Here is a 21837-nt window from a genome sequence, read left to right on the forward strand (position 1 = left end):
ACATTCCCCCAGCCGAAGATGGATCACACGCCAAACATCTGCGCCGCGCGGATGAGGAGCGGATCGGCGGGCAGGAGGGCCAGGCCGCTGCGAATGGCGGCGCGGGCTTCGGGAAGGCGCTCCTGCTGGGCCAAGGCGGTGGCTTTGGCACAGTAGGCACCAGGCAGGCAGGGGTCGAGATCCAGCGCGGTGGAGGCCGATGTCTGCGCCTCCGCAAACCTGCCCAGCTCGATGAGCGCATTGGCGCGGTTGGTCCAGGCCTTGGCATACGCGGCATTGAGGCCTATGGCGCGGTCTGCACTGGCCAGCGCCTCCTCAGGCAGCCGCATTCGGCGCATGAGGATGGCGCGGTTGTTCCAAGTGATGGCGGAACCGGGCTGCGCTGCGAGGATGTCATCGAGCACATGAAGCGCCTTCGGCGCAGGCAGGAGCTCGATGAAAAGCATGGAGATGCCATCCAGCTCCCCCAGACGGCCTGCCCCCTCGGCGGTGCTGAAGGCATCCGTGGCCCAGCGCAGAGCCTCCTCGTGCCGGCCTAGTCCCATGGCCGCCTGTGCGAGACTGGCCGGAGGACCAGGCTCATCCGGGGCCAGTTCGCAGGCTTCACCGGCACTGCATGCGGCGGCGTCAAAGTCGCGCCGCTCCAGGTGGATGCAGCACTGGATCTGATGCGCCTTCCAGTTGGCGGGGTTCAGGCGCAGGGCATGCCCGATCTCTGCCTGCGCTTTGCGCGGCTGGCCGAGGTTCAGCCAGGTCTGCGCGGCATTCACCAGGGCATCCGCCCGCAGCGGCGCATCGGGGGCGGCAGGCTGGGACGGCGCGCAGCCTAGGAGAGAGGTGTGCAGGGCTTCCAGGCGTGAGGCGATGATTTGGAAATCTGCGGGTCGTGCGGCGGGATCTGTGGCGAGGCACGCGCGCAGCAGCGCGGCCAGCGGCTCGGGCATGTGCGCGGTGTTGCAGAGATCCGCCGGGCGCGGGGCCTCGGGGAAACGGCCCAGCACCGCGCACAGCAGCGTGATGCCATACGCATACACATCCGCCGCCGTGCTGCGGCCGGAGCGGCGGGCGACCATTTCAGGGGCCATGAAGCCGTCTGTGCCGGCGATGAGACCATCGGCACCGGCAGCATCAGCCGAGAGTGAAAGCCCGAAGTCGCTGACCTTTGCCATGCCCTCGCCAGTGATCAAAACATTCGGGGGCTTCAGGTCGCCGTGGATCAGCTGCGCCTCCTGCGCGGCATGGGCCAGACCGCGCGCCATGTCGAGTCCATGCCGGAGGGTGGTGCGCCAGTCGGTGCGGCCCTTCTCGATCTCCTCCACCAGAGTCCGCCCACCGCTGATGTGCTCCATCACCAGGAAAGGAATGCGATTGTGCATTTCCACGCCGTAGGCCAGCACGAGGTTGGGATGCGGCGTGAGCGCCACGGAGTTCACCGCCTCGGCCACAAAGAGCTCGCACAGCTCGGGATCGGTCAGGTGCCGGGGCAGCGGACACTTCAGCGCGGCGAGCGAGTCGCCACGGTGATACATCTCCGGCGCGAGGCTGCGGCAGAGATACACCAGGCCAAAGCCCCCGCGCAGGATTTTGCGCACCTCATATTTTCCGCCGATGCAGGAGCCGGGCTGAAAGGGCACCCCTTCCAGAAACTGGCACTCGCTCTGGAGCTGCCGCAGCAGGTCGTCATCGCGCTGCCCGGCATCGCTCAGCCCCAGCAAGTCCGCCAGTCCACCAGCCTCCAGCGGACCGCCTCGCTCCAGCCGCCCACGGACGGACGAGCGCGCTTCATTTGCGTCGATCAGCCCACGCCTCAGGGCGGAGAGGAGATCGCGCAGGCTGGCATCATCGGATGACATGAGAAAAAATCATGCGGGGCGGCTCAGCGCGGCAAAGAGGTCGCGCACTTCGTCATCCACCTCGGTGCTGTCCGTCGCATATTGGGCGATCTCATCGCGCAGCAGCCGCTGGTAGGCGCGACGTGCGGTGACGAGGCGGTTGGCCACTTCTTTTTCGGTGAGGCCGAGCTCCTCGGCCATCTCACGCTGAGAAGGCGCGGCCACGCCATCGAGGATGGGCAGAAGCATGAAGCGTCTGAAGATGCTGAAGTGCGCCTGCTTGCCGGTGGAGGCGCACTCGCGCTCCAGGCCCTCCACCACACGCGCCAGCAGCATGCGCGCCCAGGACTGCGTGAAGGCATCCTCCGGCGTGTGTCTGTCCACTCCCAGCACGGCGGTGCTGCCGCCCTCCGCCAGCACCTCGTCTGCGGAAATGAACCCGCCCGCCGGACGCCGCTGCTGCGCCTGATCATGCCGGTGCGCATTGGCGGCGTAATGCTGCAGCGCGGAGAGCATCAGGCCGCGGAATCGCCCGCGCGAGTTCTCGGCTTTTTCAAAGAGGCCGTGCTGCATGGAGTGGAGAAAAAAGTCCTGCACCAGGTCCTCGGCCTTCTCATGGCCAAAGCCGCGCCGCGCCAGGTAAGCCATCACCGGCTTGCGGTAGAGCTGGTAGAGCGTGCCGAGCACTTCGCTTTTGGTGGTTTCATCACCTTCTCTGAGCCGCGCCAGCTGTGACCAGCGCGTCTGCGGAAACATTTCGCCCTCGTTGCTCATGCCATGCAGGCTACGGGGCAAAGCGCAAACGGCAAGTCCGTGTGAAGGGGCCTGCCGTTGGGCGTGTCACTGCCTGGCTCTTTCAGGGAGCAGGCGGCGGCACCGGGTTGAACTTCAGGTGGTAGCTGGAGGCGGGACCGGATTCTTTGTACTCCTTGATGGCCTGCTCCGGAGTGCGCGTGCCGCCGGTTTCGCGGGGCGGCTGGGCTTCGCTGATGCGCTCCACCAGTTTTTTGGCGGCGTCGAGCTTGTCATCGGAATCCGCTGCGGAGAGCGAGACATTCAGGGTGGCAAGTGCGAAGAGTGCGAGATGGATGGATGTTTTCATGATGGATGAAATTGAGGGGGGATGGTGAAGAAGAAGGCGACTTCAGGCCGCGAGCGTGATCGCCCCTGCGGGGTGAGGCCGCGCGGGCTTGCCACCGGGCTGCTTCACGCAGCCATCGTCGTTACCTGTGACGGCAAAGCCGTGGCAGTGGCGATGATGGTGATGGCGGTACCAGCAGCAGCCGTCATCGCGGTCATTGAAGACGACCTGGTCCCAGGGGTCCGCTGTGGGCGGAAGCGGGATGCATGGGCGGATGGGCCGGGGCATGTCCGGCAGATCCGGCGGGCACACGGGCAGCGTGCGCACCGTGTCTGCATGAGCGCCTGCGACTGCGACAGCCACGAGGCAGAGATGAAGAAGTGATGTTTTCATGGGATGTGGATGGTGAAGGGTGGATGAGGCAGGGGATTAACCGCGCACAGCGGCGACAGCGGCGGGCCCACGGGGGTGGGGCGGGTCTTTGAAAAAGTCCTTCACACGGTCGGTGAGAGATTCATCGGCGCGGGCGGAGGTGAGGGAGGTCAGGGCGACCAGGAACAGCAGAGCTTTGAGGGATGTCGTTTTCATGGGATGCGGATGTGTTTGAGTTTGTGTTATTGTTTGTTTTGGGATCGGCAGATTTGCCTCTCTGCTACTGGTTTACCCATCCGCGTCCCAACTCTGCGCGGAGGGTGAAACTTTTTTTCAGCGGCAGTCCGAGGAGGGAGACAGAGGTCTCACGACCGGCCGTTTCGAGACTGCTGGGAGATTCGATTTTGCCCCTCTGCGGCCAGCCGAACGTCATCAAAGCCGACCGCCGACTCCTACAAAGACCATGAACTATTATTTCTTGGTATTATTAAAAAACTGCTGTGCTGCCGTTGTATCATGATAGCACAGCTCACTCCCAGTTTCAGGCGCGCAGCCTGCGGACCACCCGCGCCAGCGGATTCACAAAGAAGCGTCGCACCAGATGCTGCCTCTTCTGTGTTCCCGCCACCCACTGAGCCAGCGGCGGGGAGAGGCGGTGGTAGCTGCGGCTGAAGAGCCGGCCGCAGGCTGAGCGGTTCAGCACCTCATCCCGAAAAGCACGCAGCGCGCGCACCTCCCACGCGTCCGGCGTGGCGCAGGCCGCCGTGGCGATGAAGCACGAGGCCTTGCCAAACTGCGGTGGGTACGAGGTCAGGCTCTTCGTGCCCTTTTGATAGACCAGCACCTTGTGGTAGCCGCCCTTCCAGACAATGGCGTGGTAAGTGCGCATCATCTTGGCCATCTCCGCCTCACAGTAGCTGTAGGACCGGGTGGGATCATCCTTCGCAGGCATGACAAAGTTGCTCTCCATGTCCACCAGCACGACACGCCCCTTCAGCAGGCCCTGCAGCCGGCCGTAGTCGGCGGCCTGGGTGAGGTCCCGCAGATCCACAAACTCCACCGGATCGGTGATGAAAAAGCGCCCGTAGGCCAGGCTGGCACCGGCGGGGCCGTCCGGGGCCACATAGACCATGCTGCTGCTGGTCACCGCACTGAAAAGCGGCACCAGGACAAAGAAGATGAAGACATGCTTTCTGGCGTCCTCATCCAGTTCGATCGCGAGTTCGTAGGCCGGCTTGTCACGCTGCTGCGCCATCTGCGTGGTCAGCGTGTGAAAGGCCAGCAGCTCAGACGGGCGCAGTCCCGTGATGCGCAGGCCGTTGCGGTCCTTGTATTCAACCTTCTGAAATCTTTCCTCCACACTGCGGATGAAGTTCTCCGATGCATCCAGAATCGACAGGGCCATGGTGATCTCGGTGTTGGGTTATGAGAGTTGCCTTTTCAGGCACCCTGAGAAGGCTTCCTCAATAGGTGTCGCAGGATGGTTAGCATGGCACGGCGGATTGTCCATGCCCGACGGGTCCGCAGGTCTTTCGAGGTGGATGTACGTAAAAATGGCAGGCCCGCGTGGAAGCGGACCTGCCATTGGGTATGACGCGGTCTCTCTCCGGGGAGAGTCGGCGCCACCGGGTGGCTCTGTCAGACGGCCGCCGTGAATGGCAGCGGACGCGTGGGTTTTCCCGGCAGCCTGACGCATCCGTCATCTGTTCCGGTCACCGCCACCTGATCCCTGAGAGCTGCGGCAGGAGCCAGCGGGCAGGGCTTTGGCACTACGGGGACAGGTGCTGGGCAGACGGGCAGCGGAAAAGTGGGAGTCAGCGGGAGGGGTGGCGGGCAGATGGGCAGCGGGTGGACCCAGGTCTCCGCATGCGCGCTCGGATGAAAGGCGAGTGTGGCGGCGGTGAGCAGGCAGAGATGAAGCAGTGATGTTTTCATGGGATGAATGAGGTGAAGGGTGGGAGGAAGCGGCGGCGGTTATCCGCGCACGGCGGCGACGGCGGTGGGGGCATGGGTGTTGCGGGGCTCTTTGAAGAAGTCCTTCACACGGTCGGAGAGCGATTCATCGGCGCGGGCTCCGGTGATGGAGGCGACGGTGACAAGGAGCAGGAGGGTTTGGGTGAGTTTCGTTTTCATGGGATGCGGATGTTGTTTGTGTTTGTTGGGTTAAGTTCGATCGGCTGATGCGCCTCTCTGCTTCTGGTTTACCGCTCCGCGCCCCAACTCTGCGTGAGGCTTGAAAATAATTTTACGCCCTGCCGCAGACCATCCAGCAATGACCTGCGCAGAGATGGTGGATGAACCGCTGCGTTCTGTGCGGACAAGTGATGCGGGCACTCCTGACCGCAAAACGAGCGTTCCAAGACTCGGTTGCAGGCAGGAGTGCCGCATCACTTCAAGGCTGGGAATAAAAATCCGGCTCCTGAATTCCTGCTTACAGCCCCGTGTCCCACACCATCACAGAGAGGTCGTCCCCTCCGCTGATGACACGTCTTCCGCTGGGAGTGATGGCGCAGGCGTAGATGGATCGGCCCTGCTCATGGCCGCGCAGACGCTGACGGATGCGTCCTTCCGGACCGGCACCAGCTTCGATGACGCATACCTCCGCGCCAGACGCACCCACCGCCCACTGGCCTTCGGCAGCCAGATGGAAGGCCGTGTAGTAATCGTCTTCTGAACTGGCCAGACTGCCGATGATGGTGCCTTCCGTGACATCCAGCACGTGCAGCTTGCAACCCGACTGCACGAGGGCTTTCCAGCGCACGGACATGAAGGTGATCGACTTGAGTGCACGTGCGGGAAAGTGGGCGGTTTTGGCCAGCTCCCCGTTGCGGGTGTCCCACACTTTGACGGTGTCCGCGCACTCGCCTCCGCCCGTGAGCGCCCATACGCCATCGAGGGAGAGGGTCACCGCCGCCACACAGCCATTGTGGGTCTTGCCAAAGAGGCCTCCGAACTTCCGCAGGTGCGAACCTTTCACGGTGTCCCACAGCCGCACGGTGCCGTCGCCGCTGCCGGAGATCAAGAGCCGTCCGTCCGCCGACGCCGCCAGACTGAAGACGGTGAAGGAGTGCTTGCGCAGGCAATGCAGCACGCGGCCGCTGGCGAGATCCCAGATCCACACCGCACCACCGCTGCCCGCTGCGGCCACTCGGGTTTCATCGCCCAGGAAAATCACGGAGGTGAGAAAGCTGCCCTCAGCTTTCAAAGGGGGCAGCTCCTTGCCGGTCTCCAGATCCCACACGCGCACATGAGGATTCCAGCCGACGGAGAGCCCGATGCGGCCATCTCGCGAGATCGCTACGGCCTCCACATTGTTGTCATGAGCGTGTTTGAAATGAAAGCGCAGGCTGCCCTGGGTCTTTGCCGCAGGTGCGGAGCGTGCGGGCTCAGGCCGGGCTGTGGCCGCCTGCGGGCGCTGTTCCTGGTGCAGCTCCTCCAGCGATCGCAGAAAGGTGTCCCGCTTTTCCTCCAAATCGCCTGCGGGCGCTGCCGGCAGGTCATCGCGCTCGCCGATGTCGGAGCAGGCGATGGCAAAGGTCTCCTGCAGCCAGCGCCATGCACGGCTCCGCTTCGGCTCGGCGTTGGTCTTGCGGATTTCTTCGGCAAACACCGCGAGCAGCTTGTCCTCGCTGTCGAAAAGCGTTTCGAGCGGCATGTCCGTCTCCAGCATCTGCAGCACCACACCGCCCATCTGACCGGCCGCAGCGAGCATGTGGCGCTCCTCTCCGGTGAGGCCCTCCACTTCCGTCACCAGCCGCTCGATGCGTCGGCTGACAGCAAAGGCCTTGCGCCTGCGGTAGTCGCTGCGCGGCTCAAAGGGCATGAGCGCATCGCAGCGCGGACAGGCAATGGTATAGTCCTCCATTATCCGGCGCGCATTGGCCGGATCCTTCAGCGCCGCCATGGAGCCGATCAGGTGCCGCGCACCCAGTTTGTCCGAATTGAGCTCCGTGGAGCACTGACACCGCGGGCACTTGATCTGCCATTTTTTCTCGGACATCGGGTGCGACGGGGTGAGGTTCAGAACAGTGCCGCAGCATATTCGGCGGCAGAGCCAGCATACCACGGATGGTTCAATGCACCACCTGACTGATCTTCTTCACGTGGAAGACCGCCACCTCTCCGCGCTCGGGGTAGTGCTTCGTGCCATAGACACCAGTCACAGCCACGACCATGCCGTCCCGGATCCAGGCGAAGGCCTCCAGCGGCAGGAGCAGCTGCACTCGCTCCTTGCCTCCACCGTGGCGCAGCACCCAGCCAGTGGTCTCGCCCCCGATGGCGAGGCGCTGCTCCAGCGTGCCGGTGAGCTGCACCTCGGCGGGTGCGGCGGCCTTGGGTGCGGATGCTGCCGCCTGGCCCCACAATGTGGGGCAGGAGAAGAGGAGGAGGGTGGCAAGGATGGAGTGTTTCATGGCGGAGAGGGGGCTTGTTCAGAAACAGATTACCCAACCAAGCACCAACTCTGCGTGGCTCTGGAAAATCATTCGCGCGCACTCATCCGATCCTCTGCCGCCTACTCCCCAAACACCTTCCGCAGATCCACCTTGTCTCCGAGGTCGGCGGAGAGCTTCACCAGCCGCTCATACATCTCCTTCTTCTTCGCCGCATGCTCGGGCTTGCCTGCCAGGTCGTTCATCTCCTGCGGGTCATCAGAGAGGTGGTAAAGGCGCGTCACCTTGGCCTTTGGGTAGGCGATGAGCTTCCACCCGTCGTGGGTGACGGCGCGCTGCAGCTCCAGGTAGGCACCATAAACAGACTCGTAGCTGGACTGCTTCTGCGTGCCCTTCAGCAGCGGCAGCAGGCTGTGGAAGAAGACATGCTGCGGCTTCTCGGCTTCGGCGAGATCGAGCGCAGTGGCCATAACGTCCTGCAGGTAGATGGCGTTGTCATTTTTCGCGCCTTTGTCCACACCGGGTCCGGCCACGATGAAGGGCACGCGCACGCTGTGATCATACATGTTCTGCTTGCCGATGAGCCCGTGGTGCCCCACGGCCAGCCCGTGATCAGCGGTGAAGAAGATCCACGTGTTGTCCGCGAGGCCGGACGCATCCAGCGCATCGAGGATCTTGCCGATCTGCACGTCCAGGTGGGTGATGAGCGCATAGTACTCGCTGCGGTGCGTCTTCACGGCCAGCTCCGTGCGTGGCATGGGCGCGAGGTTTTCATCCCGCAGAGTGTGCGGGCAGCCCATGGCTTCCTTGTAGGGATACTCGGGGATGAAGTTCTGCGGCATCTGCATGCGGCTCAGAGGATACATGTCCTGGTATTTCTTCGGGGCCTGTCGTGGGTCATGCGGGGCATTGAAGGCGGCGTAGATGAAGAAGGGCTTCTGCTGCTGCTTGGCATCGGTGAAAAACTCCAGCGTGTGATCCCGCACCACCTCGCTCCAGTGCCTGCCGCCCTCCCAGTAGCCGCCGAGAGTCTTGTCATACGGGCTCCAGGAATCGGTCTGGTTTTCGATGGGGCGGTTGTAGGACGTGGGCACGGTCTTAGGCATGCCCTCGCGCACATCGGCGGCCACATCGAAGCACTTGGCCGCGTTGGTCTTCAGGTGCCACTTTCCGGTGATGTAGGTTCTGTAGCCGGCCTTGCTCATGAGCTGTGGCCAGAGCACGCCGTTCTGGCGCTCCTTGTCCGTGGTGTTGTACACCGCGTCCGCGCTCCACACACTGCGTCCGGTGTTCAGCATGGTGCGGCTGGCCACGCACACCGCGCCGCTCCACGAGCCCATGTTGTACGCCCGCGTGAAAGTGGTGCCGCGTGCGGCGAGGCGGTCGAGATTCGGCGTGTCGATGTCCGTATGCCCAAAAGCGCGCACCGCCTCATAGGTGAGGTCGTCGGCAAAGAGGAAGAGGACGTTTGGTTTTGCCGCAAATCCCGAATGCAGAAGTAGGAATGACGAAAGCGTGATGAGCAGGAGAGTCTTCATGGTTGGGGAAATTTTGGGGGCCTTAATGCGGTTCAGGAAGCTCCAGCGCGATGCTGATACAGGATCCTGACACTGAATCGGGTAAAATTACTTCTTCTTTTTGCCTTTCTTCCCGCTTTCACTCTTCCACAGCACGATGTCGGCAAAATCATTGGCGGAGTCCGGCCCCGCCGTGCTGCGGCCGCGCTCGATGTCGGCTTTCAAAAGGTCGAGGAGCTGGTTCACGATCTCGGGTTTTGCCTCGAAAAGGTTCGTTGTCTCGCCGATGTCGTGCTGCATGTCGTAGAGCTGAGCTTTGGGCGCACCGGCCGGCATTTGCTTTTCATTCGGCGAGGACCATCCACCAGAACCCCGGGCCAGCGCGAGCTTCCAGGGTCCCTGGCGATAGGCGAAGTGGCCGCTGATCGAATGATGAATGACGCCATGGCGCGTGGAGACAATGGGCTGCCCCTTCAGCGCAGGCAGGAAGCTGACGCTGTCTTCACAACTTCCCGCAGGCACCGGACGGCCGACGATCTCGGCGGCGGTCGCGAAGAAATCGACGAGGCAGATGAGCTGGTCCGAGGTGGAGCCTGCCGCGATCTGCGCCGGCCAGCGCACGATGAAGGGAATGCGGTGCCCGCCATCCCAAATGTCCGCCTTGGACCCGCGCATGTTTGCGCTGACTCGGTGGCCCTGCTGGGCGAGTTTGTCGATGCCGGCCGCCTTCGAGCAGCCGTTGTCGCTGGTGAGGATGATGAGCGTGTTTTCCGTCATGCCATTGCGTTCCAGCGCCTCCGCCACCACGACGGCGGCATCATCGGTCTGCATGACGAAGTCACCGTAGTCCCCCAGGCCGCTTTTGCCTTTCCATTCGGGAGCGGGAACGATGGGCGTGTGCGGCGACCCGAGCGGCAGATAGAGAAAGAACGGCTGCTCCTTGCCCTTGCGTGAGTCGATAAACTCCACGGCCTTGCGTCGCAGGCGCGGCAGCATGTGCACCACCTCGTCATGCTCGATGACGGTGTCGTTCTCGATGACCGCCTCCATGTCACGCGCGTGGTGAAAGCCATGGTAATAGTCAAAGCCGCGCGTGACCGGGCCGTCCGGGATCCTGGCTCCGACGGGTGGGGTGTTGAAGTCTTTGGCACTGTAAGGTTTGCCGGTCTTGGGGTCGTGATACTCGAAGTTAAGATGCCATTTGCCGATGATGGCGGTGTGGTAGCCCGCGCTCTTGAGGAAGCTGGCGACCGTGGGACGGTCTGCTGCGATGAGGCTCGGAGCAAACCCTTCCACCACACCGCTTTGCAGCTTCGTCCGCCAGCTGTAGCGTCCCGTCATGACGCCGTAGCGTGTGGGTGTGCAGACCGAAGACCCCGAATGCGCGTCTGTAAAAGACATTCCCTGCGCCGCCAGCCGGTCAATGCCCGGTGTGGCGATCTTTCCATTCGAGGGATTGAGACAATGCACATCGCCATAGCCCAGGTCATCGCACATCAGAAAGATGATGTTGGGGCGCTGCTCTGCGGCGACCGGTAATGGCCAGAGACAGAGAGACGAAAGAATGAGCAGCAGCGGGCGCATGTCGGTGGTGAAAAATTACTCCTTCCCCTTTTTCTTCTCTTTTTTGCCCTTCTTTTCTTTGCCTTTTCCTGAGGCTTCAAACTCGCGGTCCAGCTCCGTGGGGCGTGCGTCTTTGAAACGGTCCAATGCCGCCTGCAGCTTCTCTTTTGCAGCGGCGGCTTCACCTGTCACGGAGGCGGCGATGTCCTGCCTTTCTGCGCTGTCGCTGCGAAGGTCATAAAATTTTCCGCTGCGGTAGAGCTTGTAGCGGTGGTCAAAGGCGTACTCTCTCACGGTCATGTCCTGGGTTTGGCGCGGGGAGTACCAGGAGTAGAGCCACTCGCGCGGTGTGCCTGCCTCGCCTTTCAGCTGCGGGAGGAAGCTGACGCCATCCACGTTCTCAGGCACTTTGGCGCCGGCGGCGTTGCAGATCGTGGGCAGGAAGTCGGTGCTGCTGATGAGGTCGGCGCACACGCGGCCCTGTTTCATCACGGCGGGCCAGCTGGCGATGAGAGGCACGTGGGTGCCATTCGCGGTGGTGCTGCCTTTGCCGCCTTTGTAGTCCGTGCCTTTGAAACGGCTGGGGGTGCCCGCGCCGGTGCCGTTGTCACCGAGGAAGATGAGCAGCGTGTTGTCGCGGATGCCGAGTTCATCGAGCTTGGCGATGACGCGGCCCACCATCTTGTCCATGTAGGCGGTCATCTCGGCGAAATGCTTGGGTGACTGCTGCTTGTTCTCGCTGCTGATCGTGGGGTCCCAGTCCGGGCTGTCGGGTGTAGGCTGGTAGGGGCTGTGCGTGAGGATCATCGGGTAGTAGAGAAAGAAAGGCTTCTCTTTATTTTTGGTGATGAAGCTGAGCGCGAAGTCGTTCACCAGCGTGGGGCCGTACTCGCCGTGGGTGAAGTCTTTCTCAGCACCGTTGTATTCCAGACCGGGGTTGGCATAGCGCGGCGGGCGTCGCGTCTGCTGCCAGAGGCAGGACTCCTCAAAGCCGAAGTGCTGCGGCGAGTCCACCTCGTGGCCCAGCTGCCATTTGCCGCAGATGCCGGTGGCATAACCCGCGCTTTTGATGAGGTGGCCAAAGGTGGTCTCCGTGCGCAGGAGGGTGCCGAAGTTGAGGTAGTTGCGCACATTGTAGCGGCCGGTCATGAGCTGCACGCGCGTGGGTGTGCAGAGCGGCTGCACGTGGCAGTTTTCAAAGCGCACGCCGGTGGCGGCCAGCTTGTCGAGGTTGGGTGTCTGGTAGGACTCCCCGCCATTGGAGGTGACGCACTCGTAGCCGAAGTCGTCGGCCATGATGAGGATGATGTTTGGCTGCGCCGCGAATGAGGCATGTGCAATGGCGAGGGTCGAAAGGATTAGCAGCAGGCGCTTCATGGTGGCTCGGGAACGAAGCATGGGGTGCTGATCTTCCGGCTTGTTATGCGGCGGCGGTTCATGTTTGATCCCTTTCATGCGCCTTCCCATCCTCGCATTTCTGTTGTCGTCGTTTTGTCTTTCGGGCACGTTTGCCGCGCCGCCGCCCAATATCATCGTGATCATGGCGGACGATCTGGGCTACGGTGACCTGGGCTGCTACGGAGCGAAGACGCTGCAGACGCCGAACATTGACCAGCTCGCCGCCGAGGGGCTGCGCTTTACCAGCGGCTACTGCTCCGCCTCCACCTGCACACCCACACGCTTTTCATTTCTGACGGGCACCTACGCCTTCCGCCAGAAAGGCACCGGCGTGGCTCCGCCCAATGGGCCGGCGCTGATCCAGCCGGGAACGACCACCATTGCCTCCCTCATGAAGCAGGCTGGCTATGCCACGGCGGTGATCGGCAAATGGCATCTGGGCCTGGGGGATCCCAAGCCGGACTGGAACGGCGAACTGAAGCCCGGCCCGCTGGAGATCGGCTTTGACCACTGCCATCTGCTGCCCACCACCAATGACCGCGTGCCACAGGTGTATGTGCACGACCACCGTGTGCTGAACCTGGACCCCAAGGACCCGCTGTGGGTGGGCGACAAGGCGCCGGATGAAAACCACCCCACCGGCATCACGCACCGCAGCACGCTGCGCATGGACTGGACGCACGGGCACAATGGCACGATCCACAACGGGATCGGCCGCATCGGCTTTTATACCGGCGGCATGGCCGCGCGCTTCCGCGACGAGGACCTCGCCGACGAGTGGGTGAAGCGCAGCAACACCTGGATCGAGGCGCACAAGGACGGCCCCTTCTTCCTCTTCTTTGCCGCACATGACATTCATGTGCCGCGCATGCCGCATGAGCGCTTTCAGGGCAAAACGAAGCTCGGCTTTCGTGGTGACTGCATCGTGGAGTTTGACTGGTGTGTGGGCGAGATCATGAAGACGCTGGACCGGCTCAAGCTGGCGGAAAACACGCTGATCGTGCTGTGCTCTGACAACGGCCCCGTGCTGGACGACGGCTACAAGGACGGCGCGGTGGAAAAGCTGGGCAGCCATCAGCCGGCGGGCGCCTTCAGCGGCGGCAAGTACAGCGTGCTGGAAGGCGGCACCCGCACGCCCTTTATCACCCGCTGGAAAGGCCGCGTGCAGCCCGGTGTCTCGGAGCAGGTGGTCTGCACCATCGACCTCGCCTCCAGCCTGGCCGCCCTGACCGGCACCGCTCTGCCTGAGACCTCCTGCCGCGACAGCATCAACGTGCTGCCCGCGCTGCTGGGCGAGCCCGGTGCCAAGGGCCGCGACCACCTGCTGCAGCAAGACAACAACGGCGTGAGCTTTGGCCTGCGCATGGGCGACTGGAAGCTGGTGCGCCACAAGAAAGCCAAGGGCAAATCCCAGGCCGTCGTTTCCGTCAAATCGCACAAGGATGCCGAGGGCCTGCATGCGCTCTACTTCCTGCCGGACGATCCATCGGAGGAAAACGACCTCAGCGCGAAGAACCCGGAGAAGATGCAGGCGATGATCGCCAAGCTCGATGCGCTCATCGCGGCAGATCGCAGCCGGTAAGCAGCCCAGTTCCTGTGAAACTGGGACTGCGCAGCAAGAACGGGCAGCGAGAAAGACTGTGTGGGGTGGATGAAGCGGAGCGGTCCCTTGTTGCACAGCAACAAGGCTACTGCTCCTCCGGCTTCTGCCAGGGCGTGGCACCGCCGATCTGCACATGCATGCGCAGCGCGGTGGAGAGCTCTTTGAAGACTTGGGGGGCTTTGCCGATGAGGTTGGTCTGCTCCTGCGGGTCGTTCTTGAGGTTGTACAGCTCCAGCGGGGAGTAGGGCGTGTTTTGCATGAGCTTCCACTCGCCACGGATGATCGCCTCATAGTTCTTGCCACCGTAGGCAGGGCCTCCTTCGCGGCGGACGAAGTAGAGATCGCGCTGCGCTGCGTCGAGTGTGCCGCCATTGAGGATGGGCACGAGGCTGACGGCGTCGATCTTGGGCGAAGGCTTCAGGCCCGCGAGTTCGAGGAAGGTGGGGAAGAGATCGAAGTTCAGACCGGTGTAGTCGCTGCGAGAGCCGGCCTTGATATGGCCGGGCCAGCGCACGATGAAGGGCACGCGCAGGCCACCGTCGTAATGACTCGTCTTGCCATCACGCCAGGGGTCGTTGTTCTGCGAATGCGGCAGCGAGCCGCCATTGTCAGAGCTGAAGGCGACGACGGTGTTTTGCTCCAGGCCCAGTTCCTTCAAAACCGCGAGCACCTGCCCGATGCGGTCGTCCAGATGCTCCACCAGTGCGACATTGAGCGCGCGCTTTTCGGAAAGCTCAGGCGAGCGTGCCTTCACCTTCGCCACCCACTCCTCCGGTGGCTCGATGGGAAAATGCGGCGCATTGAATGCAAGGTAGAGGAAGAAGGGCTTCTTTTCCTTCGAGCGCTCGCGGAAGTAATCCTTGGCCCATCCGGCGAAAATGTCCGTGGCATGGCCTTTCGGATCAATCTCCTCCGCATTGTGGCGCATGTAGTTGTGCCCCTGGCGCAGGTGCGTGGTGTAGCTGTCCATCATGTCGCCGAGGAAGCCGTGGAAGAGATCAAAGCCGCGCTCATTCGGCGTGTTCGGAGACTCCAGGCCGAGATGCCATTTGCCAATGACCGCCGTGTGATAGCCGGCTTGCTTGAGCTCATTGCCGATCGTCGGAATGCCCGGCGCGAGATAGCCCCAGGAGTCGTCTGGGTTGGTACGGATCACACCCGGCACACCCACGCGGTCCGGATACCGCCCCGTGAGCAGCGCCGCGCGTGAAGGAGAGCACACCGTGCAGTTCGCCCGCATGTTCGGAAACAGCATGCCGTCCGCTGCGAGCTTGTCGATGTTGGGCGTGTGGCAGTCCGAGGCGTGGTAGGTGGAGACATCGCCGTAGCCGAGGTCATCGGCAAAGATGATGAGGAAGTTGGGCTTCGCTTCGGCGGCGAATGCTGTCGCAGCAACGAAGATAAGCGAAAGGATGAACGCGAGGGGTTTCATGGTCGGGAAAGAGGCGTTTACTGTTTAGCCTTGTTCTTCTTGGCTTTCCGGGGCGCAGGTTCGGGCACCGGCGGCAGTCCATCATTCGGCTGATTCCATAAACGGTAGGGATCATGCAGCCGGCGCATTTCTCCGAGCAGCAGAGCCTCCATCTCGGCGAGCTTGGTGGCGTGCTTGGGATCACCCGCCAGATTGGTTTTCATGGGATCGGCATTGCCGTGCTCCTTGAGGAGCTCATCGGGATTCGCAGCGAGGTTGAAGAGCTGCGTCTCATGCACGGCTCCGTTCATGGCGTCGTATTTGATCAGCTTCCAGTCTCCCTGCTTCACGCAGCGCATGCCGGGCTTGGTGCCGCCGCAGTACACGCCGTACATCACATCGCGCACGGAGTCCGTTTTCCCTTCCAGCACGGGCTTGAAGCTGAGGCCCTCATTGCTCTCCGGTGCGGGGATGGCAGCGAGATCGCAGAGGGTGGCCACGATGTCCAAAAGATAAATGTTTCCGGGCACGCGGGAGCCGGCCTTGATGCCGGGGCCTTTGACGATGAAGGGCACGCGCCACGTGTGCTCATAGAGGTTCTGCTTCCCCTGCAATCCATGGCGGCCAATGGCGATGCCGTGATCGGCGGTGTAGATGATGTAGGTGTTGTCCAGTTCGCCCATTTGTTTGAGCTTATCCAACACGCGGCCGATCTGGATGTCGATGTTCTCGCTGCACGCGAACTCGCGGCCGATCTCGTTGCGGATGGTGGCCTCGTCGCGGTTTTTCCACACACCGCTCGCGGCCACTTCATCGCGCACGTTGGCGTCGCCGTTGTTGAAGGGATGCGCTTTCAGGTAGTTCACAGGCAGGGGCGGCTGATTGGGATTCAGCGCAGGCAGCGTGTTGGGATCTTCGTGATTGGTGGCCCCATATTTGGCCAGCAGCTCAGGGCGGCCATCCCGGGTGTCGTGCGGGTGGGAGAAGCCAAAGTTGATCAGAAAGGGGTCCGTGTCCTTGTTCGCTTCGCGCTCGTTGAGGTAGTCCATCACTCGGTCGCCGTGCCAGGTGCTGCCGGTTTCATCGGTGCCGCCGCGTTTGCTGGCGTCATGCCGCACGGTGAACTGCTTGTTGGCTCCCTCGTAGGAGTTGCCCTGCTTGCAGGTGCGCATGGTGTCATACCCGGCGCGGTTGAAGACGGCGGCCAGCGTGTTCAGCTCCAGGTTTGGCGGGCAGTGATCTTTCGCCAAAGGGCCGATCGGCAGATGCCACACCGTGCGCCCGCTCATGATCATGTGCCGCGAAGGCGTGCACACCGCCCCCACAAACGCGCCCATGTGCCGCGCCGAATCAAACACCATGCCCTCCGCCGCCAGCCTGTCGATGTTCGGGCTCTGCAGCACCGACTTTGGATTGTAGAACTTGAAGTCAAACGGCGACTGGTCATCCACCACGATGAAGAGAAAATTCGGCCGCTTCGCAGGAGCACCGAGGGAAAAACTCAAAAAGCAAAGCGAGAGCAAGAGACAGACGAGTGGTTTCATGGTGTGGCTGATCAGTTGGCAGGCGCCGCTTTGGCCTTCTTGCCTGCGCCTTTCTTGGCAGGGGTGAATTTTTTCGACCCGCGCTTGTCCATCGGCAGCAGAGCGCCGCCGCGAGCGTTCATCTCGGCATCGCACAGCGCACGCATCTCCTTCAGCGCGGCGGCATGCGCGGGATCGTTCGCGTAGTTTTTGAGCTCGTCGCGGTCAGACTCCAGATCGTGCAGAAACTCATAGGCGGGCTGCTGATCAAAGTAGCGTGCGTACACGTAGCGCTGACCGCGGATGCCCTCCCACGTCAGCGTGGGCGCCAGGTCGAGGTGCTCGCAGAAGAAATGATCGCGCCAGGGCTTGTCGCTCCCTTTCCCTTCGATGAGCGTGGAGAGGCTGCGGCCTTCATACGTGTCCGGGCGTTTCACGCCAGCCCAGTCGAGAAAGGTGGCGGGCAGGTCCACATTGAGCACCAGCTCATCCAGCACACGTCCGCGCTTTTCCTTCGGCACACGAGGGTCATAGACGATCATCGGCACGCGCAGCGACTCCTCATAGTGCGACCACTTGCCCTGAAAGCCGCGGTCTCCCAGGTAGTAGCCGTTGTCTCCAGAATACACGATGATGGTATTTTCTGCCAGACCGGCCTCCTTCAGCGCGGCGAGCACGCGTGCGATGGCCTTGTCGATGCCGCTGATCATGCGGTAGTAGGCGCGCACATTGATCTCGTACTTCTCCGGCGTGTCGTAGCCCCAGTACCAGCGCTCGCGGTTGATCGAGTCTTTGAGAAACTGCGGATGTGCCTCGTAGATGGCCGGATCTCCCAGACGCGCCGGCGGGATGGAGCGGTCCTCATACATGCCGTCGGTGGACTGCGGCCACGGATACAGGCCGATGCCCGGGCGGTGGTCGTTGTCCTCCGCATGCGCGGCGTTGAACCACAGGTTCAGCGCGAAGGGCTTGTCCTTCGGCTGTGATTTGATGAACTCGATGCCCTTGTCGCATACGATGTCGGTCTCGTGCCGCTTGCTGCCGTCCGGCATCGTCTTGATATACGGATTCCTCCCGATGGCCTCATACTCGTCATATTGATCCTGCGGCTTGAAGCCCTGCGGGGAGATCATGTGCCACTTGCCAAAGTGCCCGGTGCGATACCCTGCGGCGCGCAAAAGCACGGGATACATCGTGGCCAGAGCCTCCGGCTTCACGGTAGGGATGGCATCCCGCTGCGCATGAGAGCGCGCCCACTGCCCCGTGAGCACCACCGCACGGCTGACCCAGCACACGGCCGTGGTCACATGCGCATTGCTGAAGCGCACGCCCTGTGCGGCAAGGCTGTCCACCGTGGGCGTCTGCACGATGGGGTGCCCGGCACAGCTCTGGGTGTCGTAGCGCTGGTCATCGGAAAACAGAAAGAGGATGTTTGGCCTGTCTGCCGCAGAGGCAGCCAGGCAGAGGGAGGACAGCAGGACAAAAACAGATTTCATGAACCTCTGCGAACGAAGCCCTCAGCGCCAATCTTCCGCCGGAGATCAGGGAATGCGCGCGTCTAAAGGGACGCCGTAGCTCTTCTCCCACCAGGCCACGCGCTCGGCATCGCTGGGCTGGCCTTTTTTCACACGTCCTTTCCAAATGCGCTCGTATTCCAGGCGCTTGGAGCGCTGAATCTCGCTGAGCGGCGGCTCTGTGGGCGGGTCGCCCTGAGCACCACGGTCCGGGCTGGTGTTGATCCAGGTGTCCAGGGCACTGCGCATGCTGGCGATGCGGTCTGCCACCTTGGGATTTTTGGCCATGTTGTGCAGCGTCTGCGGGTCGGCCTTGAGATCGTAGTATTCTAATGCTTCGCGCCGCGGGGTGAGCCATGCGGCCTGCAGCTCATTGAGCTTTCCTTCTTTGCTCAGCACACGCAGCAGCGGCATGCCGGGATAGCTGTATTCTTTGTAGCCGGACCAGTTCAGGTGCGAGCGCGAGGGCTGAAAATTGCGCACAAACAGCGCGTCCGGCTCGATCACCGCACGGATGCGGTCCATGGCATCGCCGCAGCGGTCGCGCGCGGCAAAGAGCCTGCTGCGCTGTGGGAAGTCAGCGCCCAGAATGGCCTTTCCCTCCATCCACGGCGGGACCGGCAGGCCTGCGAGCTGCAGCATGGAGGGTGCGAGATCAATCAGGCTCACCAGCCGCTCCTCCACCATGCCGGCCGCCACTCCGGGCCCGCGCAGGATCAGCGGCACTTGCAGCCCTTCGACATTCAGCCACTGCTTGCCCCAGGGCATGGGCCGCCCGTGATCGGCAAAAAACATGACGATGGTGTCGTCCAGCACACCCTCTTCTTTGAGCTGGTCAAGGATGAAGCCCACTCTCTGGTCCACCACCTCCACGCTGCGCTGGTAGGCGTACCAGTCGCGCCGCACCAGGGGATGCTCCGGATAGTTCGGCGGGAGCTGGATGGCCTTCAGCTTGGCCTCATCATACTGCTCAGGAATCGGGAACGGCCGGTGTGGCTCGGTGATCTGAAACTGCGCAAAAAACGGCTGCCCCGGTGCGCGCTTCCGCCAGTCGCCGCCATCGTACATCTTTGCCGGATCGTGGGCAAAATTGTAGTGTGTCTTGGCCTTGGTCACAGGCCGCCCATTCCGCACCGTTCCGGGCGCCGCCGCATTCGTCACAAACCAGCCTGCCTCTCGCAGCATGCCCGGCAGGTGCTGGTAGGGCGCGGGCAGCGGCTGGGGATTTTCCGCATCGTGCGGGTGGAGCCCCGTCGTGGTTTGATAGCACCCCAAAATGAAGGCAGAGCGCGAGGCGCTGCACACCGGCGCTGTGGCGTAGGCCCGCGTGTAGCGCCGCCCCTCCGCCGCCAGCCGGTCGAGATTCGGCGTACTCACCTCCTGCAGCCCATAGGCACTGATATCGGGAGACATGTCATCCGCGATGATCCACACAAAGTTGGGCTTCACGGCGGCGGCCGTGTGGAGAGTCAGAAGGGCGAGGCTGATGAGGACAGACTTCATGCTCAAAAGGGAACGTGGAGCCTGAAGATTTGTGTCAGTGAGTTGCGCTCAGCGTTCAGAGATCCATTTCTGCGCCTTCAGCCAGTAAACCAGATCCGCAAACCATGGGTGCTGTGTGCCGATGAGGCCGGTGCCGTGGTCGCCATGCTGGTAGAGGTGGAGCTCATGAGGAATGCCGTTTTGATGCAGCGCGGCGGCATAGAGCTGCGCGTGCTCCACAGGCACCAGCTTGTCCTCCGCCGTGTGCCAGAGAAAGCACGGCGGCAGGCCGGGGCGCACCTGCAGCTCGCTGGAGGTCTGGCGCACGAGTGCCTCGGTCGGCTTATCCCCGATCAGCATCTTGCGCGAGGTCGCATGCGGCTTGGTGATCATGCTGATCACAGGGTAGCACAGGATCGCCAGATCCGGCCTCGCGCTCACAGTGGGAGTGCGCCCCTCGATCTCGCCGTCCTCAGGCCGGTTGATCAGCGTGGAGGTGAGATGCCCGCCCGCGGAGAATCCCATCACGCCGATGCGCTTCGGATCGATCTTCCACTTGTCAGCATTTCCCCGAATCTGCCGCATGGCCTCCACGGCATCCTGCAGCTGCGCCGGGTAGCGGTAGCCCGCGCTGCCCAGCCGGTAGCGCAGCACAAAGGCGGTGATGCCCTGCTCATTCAGCCAGAGCGCAAACGGCTCCGCCTGCCCCTCATAGATGCCCGAGTAGCTGCCGCCCGGGATCAGCAGCATGGCCGCGCCGCCGGCCTTGGCAGGCACGTAAGGCGTCAGCGTGGGGATGTCCCTTGCCGCCGTGCCCAGAGCTCCGGGCGCTCCATCTGGCCAGAGCGTAACGGGCTTCTCTGCCGCTGACAAAAATGCGTGGCTGAGGAGCAGGATGAAAAAAAACAGGGGCAAAGACTTCATGAGGGGTGGAATGCTGAAGCAACGCGCTTCTCCCTTCAAATTTCTCCATGTTTCATTCCGCTGGCAATTCACCCCATTGTGATGGAGAGCATGGGATGTCAGAAACGCCCCATCCTTTTGCCGCCCTCGGAGTCCCCACAGAGATGCTTCGTGCCCTGGAGGAGCTGGGCATCGTCACGCCTACGGAGGTGCAGCAGAAGGCCATCCCCTTCCTCATGGAAAACGGCGGCGACCTCATCGCCCAGGCGCAGACCGGCACCGGCAAGACCGCCGCCTTTGGCCTGCCGCTGCTCACCAAGGTGAACCCCAAGCACCGCGACATCCAGGCGCTCGTGCTCGCACCCACGCGTGAGCTGGCCAAGCAGATCGGCAAGCAGCTTTTCCGCTTCACCAAGTACGCACCGCAAAAGACCTTCGTCGAAGTCATCAGCGGCGGGGACAAGATCGACCGCCAGGCCGAGGCGCTGCAGCGTCCCACCCACATCGTGGTGGCCACCCCCGGAAGACTGATCGACCTGCTGGAGCGTGATGCCCTCACGCTGGAGTTTGTGCGCTACGTCGTGCTCGACGAGGCGGACGAGATGCTGAGCATGGGCTTCAAAAAGCAGCTCACCGAGATCCTCAAGCTGGCGGCCATGCGCCGCAGCACCTGGCTCTTCTCAGCTACCTTTCCCGGGGGCATTCAGGAGCTCATCCGAGGCTACATGTCCGCCACCGCGCACCGGATCCAGATCGATCAGAGCAACGTGGTCAATCCCGACATCGACCACCGCTACGTCATCTGCCCGCGTGACAAAAAGACCGCCTTCATTTTCGATTTTCTCCAACGCCAGAAGGACCGTCGAGGCATCATTTTCTGCCGCACCAAGGCGGGCGCACGTGAGCTACACGAGGAGCTTGTGGGTCTGGGCCTGCCCGTGGGCGTGCTGGAAGGAGACCTCATGCAGAAGGAGCGCGACAAGGTGATGCGCGCCTTCAAAAAGCAGCGCGTGCAGTTTGTGGTGGCCACCGATGTGGCCGCACGCGGTATCGACGTGGCGGAGCTCTCCTTCGTCATCCACCACCAGCTCCCGGAGCAGATGGAATACTACACCCACCGCAGCGGCCGCACCGCCCGCGCCGGGAAGAAGGGCATGTCCCTCGCGCTGCTCGACCCCAAGGAAAAGTGGCAGCTCAAGCAGGTGGAGGATTCGCTGAAGGTGCGGTTCAGCGAATACAGGCGCTAG

20 protein-coding genes are annotated in these 21837 nt (G+C 62.6%); 2 read left to right on the forward strand and 18 right to left on the reverse strand.

Annotated features, from left to right (window positions below):
- Window positions 1-23 precede the first annotated feature (23 nt).
- The 13 genes from ACFQDI_RS23235 to ACFQDI_RS23295 form a co-directional block, all read right to left on the reverse strand.
- A complete protein-coding gene (locus ACFQDI_RS23235; protein WP_377171513.1) occupies window positions 24-1853 on the reverse strand; it encodes a serine/threonine protein kinase in 1830 nt (609 codons plus the stop codon).
- A gap of 9 nt (window positions 1854-1862) precedes the next feature.
- On the reverse strand, window positions 1863-2606 hold the full coding sequence (locus ACFQDI_RS23240; RefSeq protein ID WP_377171515.1) for an RNA polymerase sigma factor: 744 nt from the start codon (window positions 2604-2606) through the stop codon (window positions 1863-1865).
- Between the two features lie 82 nt (window positions 2607-2688).
- Complete coding sequence (locus ACFQDI_RS23245) at window positions 2689-2934, reverse strand: hypothetical protein (protein ID WP_377171517.1); 246 nt, start codon at window positions 2932-2934, stop codon at window positions 2689-2691.
- 42 nt (window positions 2935-2976) lie between these two features.
- A complete protein-coding gene (locus ACFQDI_RS23250; protein WP_377171519.1) occupies window positions 2977-3306 on the reverse strand; it encodes a hypothetical protein in 330 nt (109 codons plus the stop codon).
- Between the two features lie 36 nt (window positions 3307-3342).
- Entirely contained in the window at window positions 3343-3501 is a 159-nt protein-coding gene (locus ACFQDI_RS23255; RefSeq protein WP_377171521.1) for a hypothetical protein, read from the reverse strand.
- Window positions 3502-3826: 325 nt separating this feature from the next.
- Window positions 3827-4690, reverse strand: coding sequence for a CFI-box-CTERM domain-containing protein (locus ACFQDI_RS23260; protein WP_377171523.1), 864 nt, complete (start codon window positions 4688-4690; stop codon window positions 3827-3829).
- Between the two features lie 233 nt (window positions 4691-4923).
- Entirely contained in the window at window positions 4924-5220 is a 297-nt protein-coding gene (locus tag ACFQDI_RS23265; RefSeq protein WP_377171525.1) for a hypothetical protein, read from the reverse strand.
- Between the two features lie 39 nt (window positions 5221-5259).
- Window positions 5260-5418: a hypothetical protein gene (locus tag ACFQDI_RS23270; protein WP_377171527.1), complete on the reverse strand. Its 159-nt coding sequence runs from the start codon at window positions 5416-5418 to the stop codon at window positions 5260-5262.
- A gap of 298 nt (window positions 5419-5716) precedes the next feature.
- Entirely contained in the window at window positions 5717-7285 is a 1569-nt protein-coding gene (locus ACFQDI_RS23275; RefSeq protein WP_377171529.1) for a WD40 repeat domain-containing protein, read from the reverse strand.
- Window positions 7286-7358: 73 nt separating this feature from the next.
- Window positions 7359-7697: a hypothetical protein gene (locus ACFQDI_RS23280; protein WP_377171531.1), complete on the reverse strand. Its 339-nt coding sequence runs from the start codon at window positions 7695-7697 to the stop codon at window positions 7359-7361.
- 101 nt (window positions 7698-7798) lie between these two features.
- Window positions 7799-9214 carry a sulfatase-like hydrolase/transferase gene (locus tag ACFQDI_RS23285; protein ID WP_377171533.1) on the reverse strand — a complete coding sequence of 472 codons (1416 nt, stop codon included), beginning with the start codon at window positions 9212-9214 and terminating at the stop codon, window positions 7799-7801.
- A gap of 87 nt (window positions 9215-9301) precedes the next feature.
- Window positions 9302-10777, reverse strand: a complete 1476-nt coding sequence (locus ACFQDI_RS23290) for a sulfatase family protein (protein ID WP_377171535.1) — start codon at window positions 10775-10777, stop codon at window positions 9302-9304.
- 15 nt (window positions 10778-10792) lie between these two features.
- A complete protein-coding gene (locus ACFQDI_RS23295) occupies window positions 10793-12154 on the reverse strand; it encodes a sulfatase-like hydrolase/transferase (RefSeq protein ID WP_377171537.1) in 1362 nt (453 codons plus the stop codon).
- A 55-nt stretch (window positions 12155-12209) separates the two neighbouring features.
- Between ACFQDI_RS23295 and ACFQDI_RS23300 the strand changes: the two genes are divergently transcribed.
- Window positions 12210-13736, forward strand: coding sequence for a sulfatase family protein (locus tag ACFQDI_RS23300; protein WP_377171539.1), 1527 nt, complete (start codon window positions 12210-12212; stop codon window positions 13734-13736).
- Between the two features lie 106 nt (window positions 13737-13842).
- Here the strand turns inward: ACFQDI_RS23300 and ACFQDI_RS23305 are convergent, their stop codons facing one another.
- The 5 genes from ACFQDI_RS23305 to ACFQDI_RS23325 are packed head-to-tail and all read right to left on the reverse strand — an operon-like array spanning window position 13843 to window position 20611.
- Window positions 13843-15189 (reverse strand): sulfatase family protein, encoded by a 1347-nt coding sequence (locus ACFQDI_RS23305; RefSeq protein WP_377171541.1) that lies wholly within the window; start codon window positions 15187-15189, stop codon window positions 13843-13845.
- 17 nt (window positions 15190-15206) lie between these two features.
- Entirely contained in the window at window positions 15207-16712 is a 1506-nt protein-coding gene (locus ACFQDI_RS23310; RefSeq protein ID WP_377171543.1) for a sulfatase-like hydrolase/transferase, read from the reverse strand.
- An 11-nt stretch (window positions 16713-16723) separates the two neighbouring features.
- Entirely contained in the window at window positions 16724-18187 is a 1464-nt protein-coding gene (locus ACFQDI_RS23315; protein WP_377171545.1) for a sulfatase family protein, read from the reverse strand.
- Between the two features lie 45 nt (window positions 18188-18232).
- Window positions 18233-19708 (reverse strand): sulfatase family protein, encoded by a 1476-nt coding sequence (locus tag ACFQDI_RS23320; protein WP_377171547.1) that lies wholly within the window; start codon window positions 19706-19708, stop codon window positions 18233-18235.
- A gap of 48 nt (window positions 19709-19756) precedes the next feature.
- Entirely contained in the window at window positions 19757-20611 is an 855-nt protein-coding gene (locus ACFQDI_RS23325; RefSeq protein ID WP_377171549.1) for an alpha/beta hydrolase, read from the reverse strand.
- A gap of 95 nt (window positions 20612-20706) precedes the next feature.
- Here ACFQDI_RS23325 and ACFQDI_RS23330 point away from each other — a divergent pair, with 95 nt between their 5' ends.
- The gene (locus ACFQDI_RS23330; protein WP_377171551.1) at window positions 20707-21837 is read left to right on the forward strand and encodes a DEAD/DEAH box helicase; all 1131 of its coding nucleotides are present in this window, start codon (window positions 20707-20709) and stop codon (window positions 21835-21837) included.

This window comes from Prosthecobacter fluviatilis (genome assembly GCF_042655725.1).
GTDB lineage: Bacteria > Verrucomicrobiota > Verrucomicrobiia > Verrucomicrobiales > Verrucomicrobiaceae > Prosthecobacter > Prosthecobacter fluviatilis.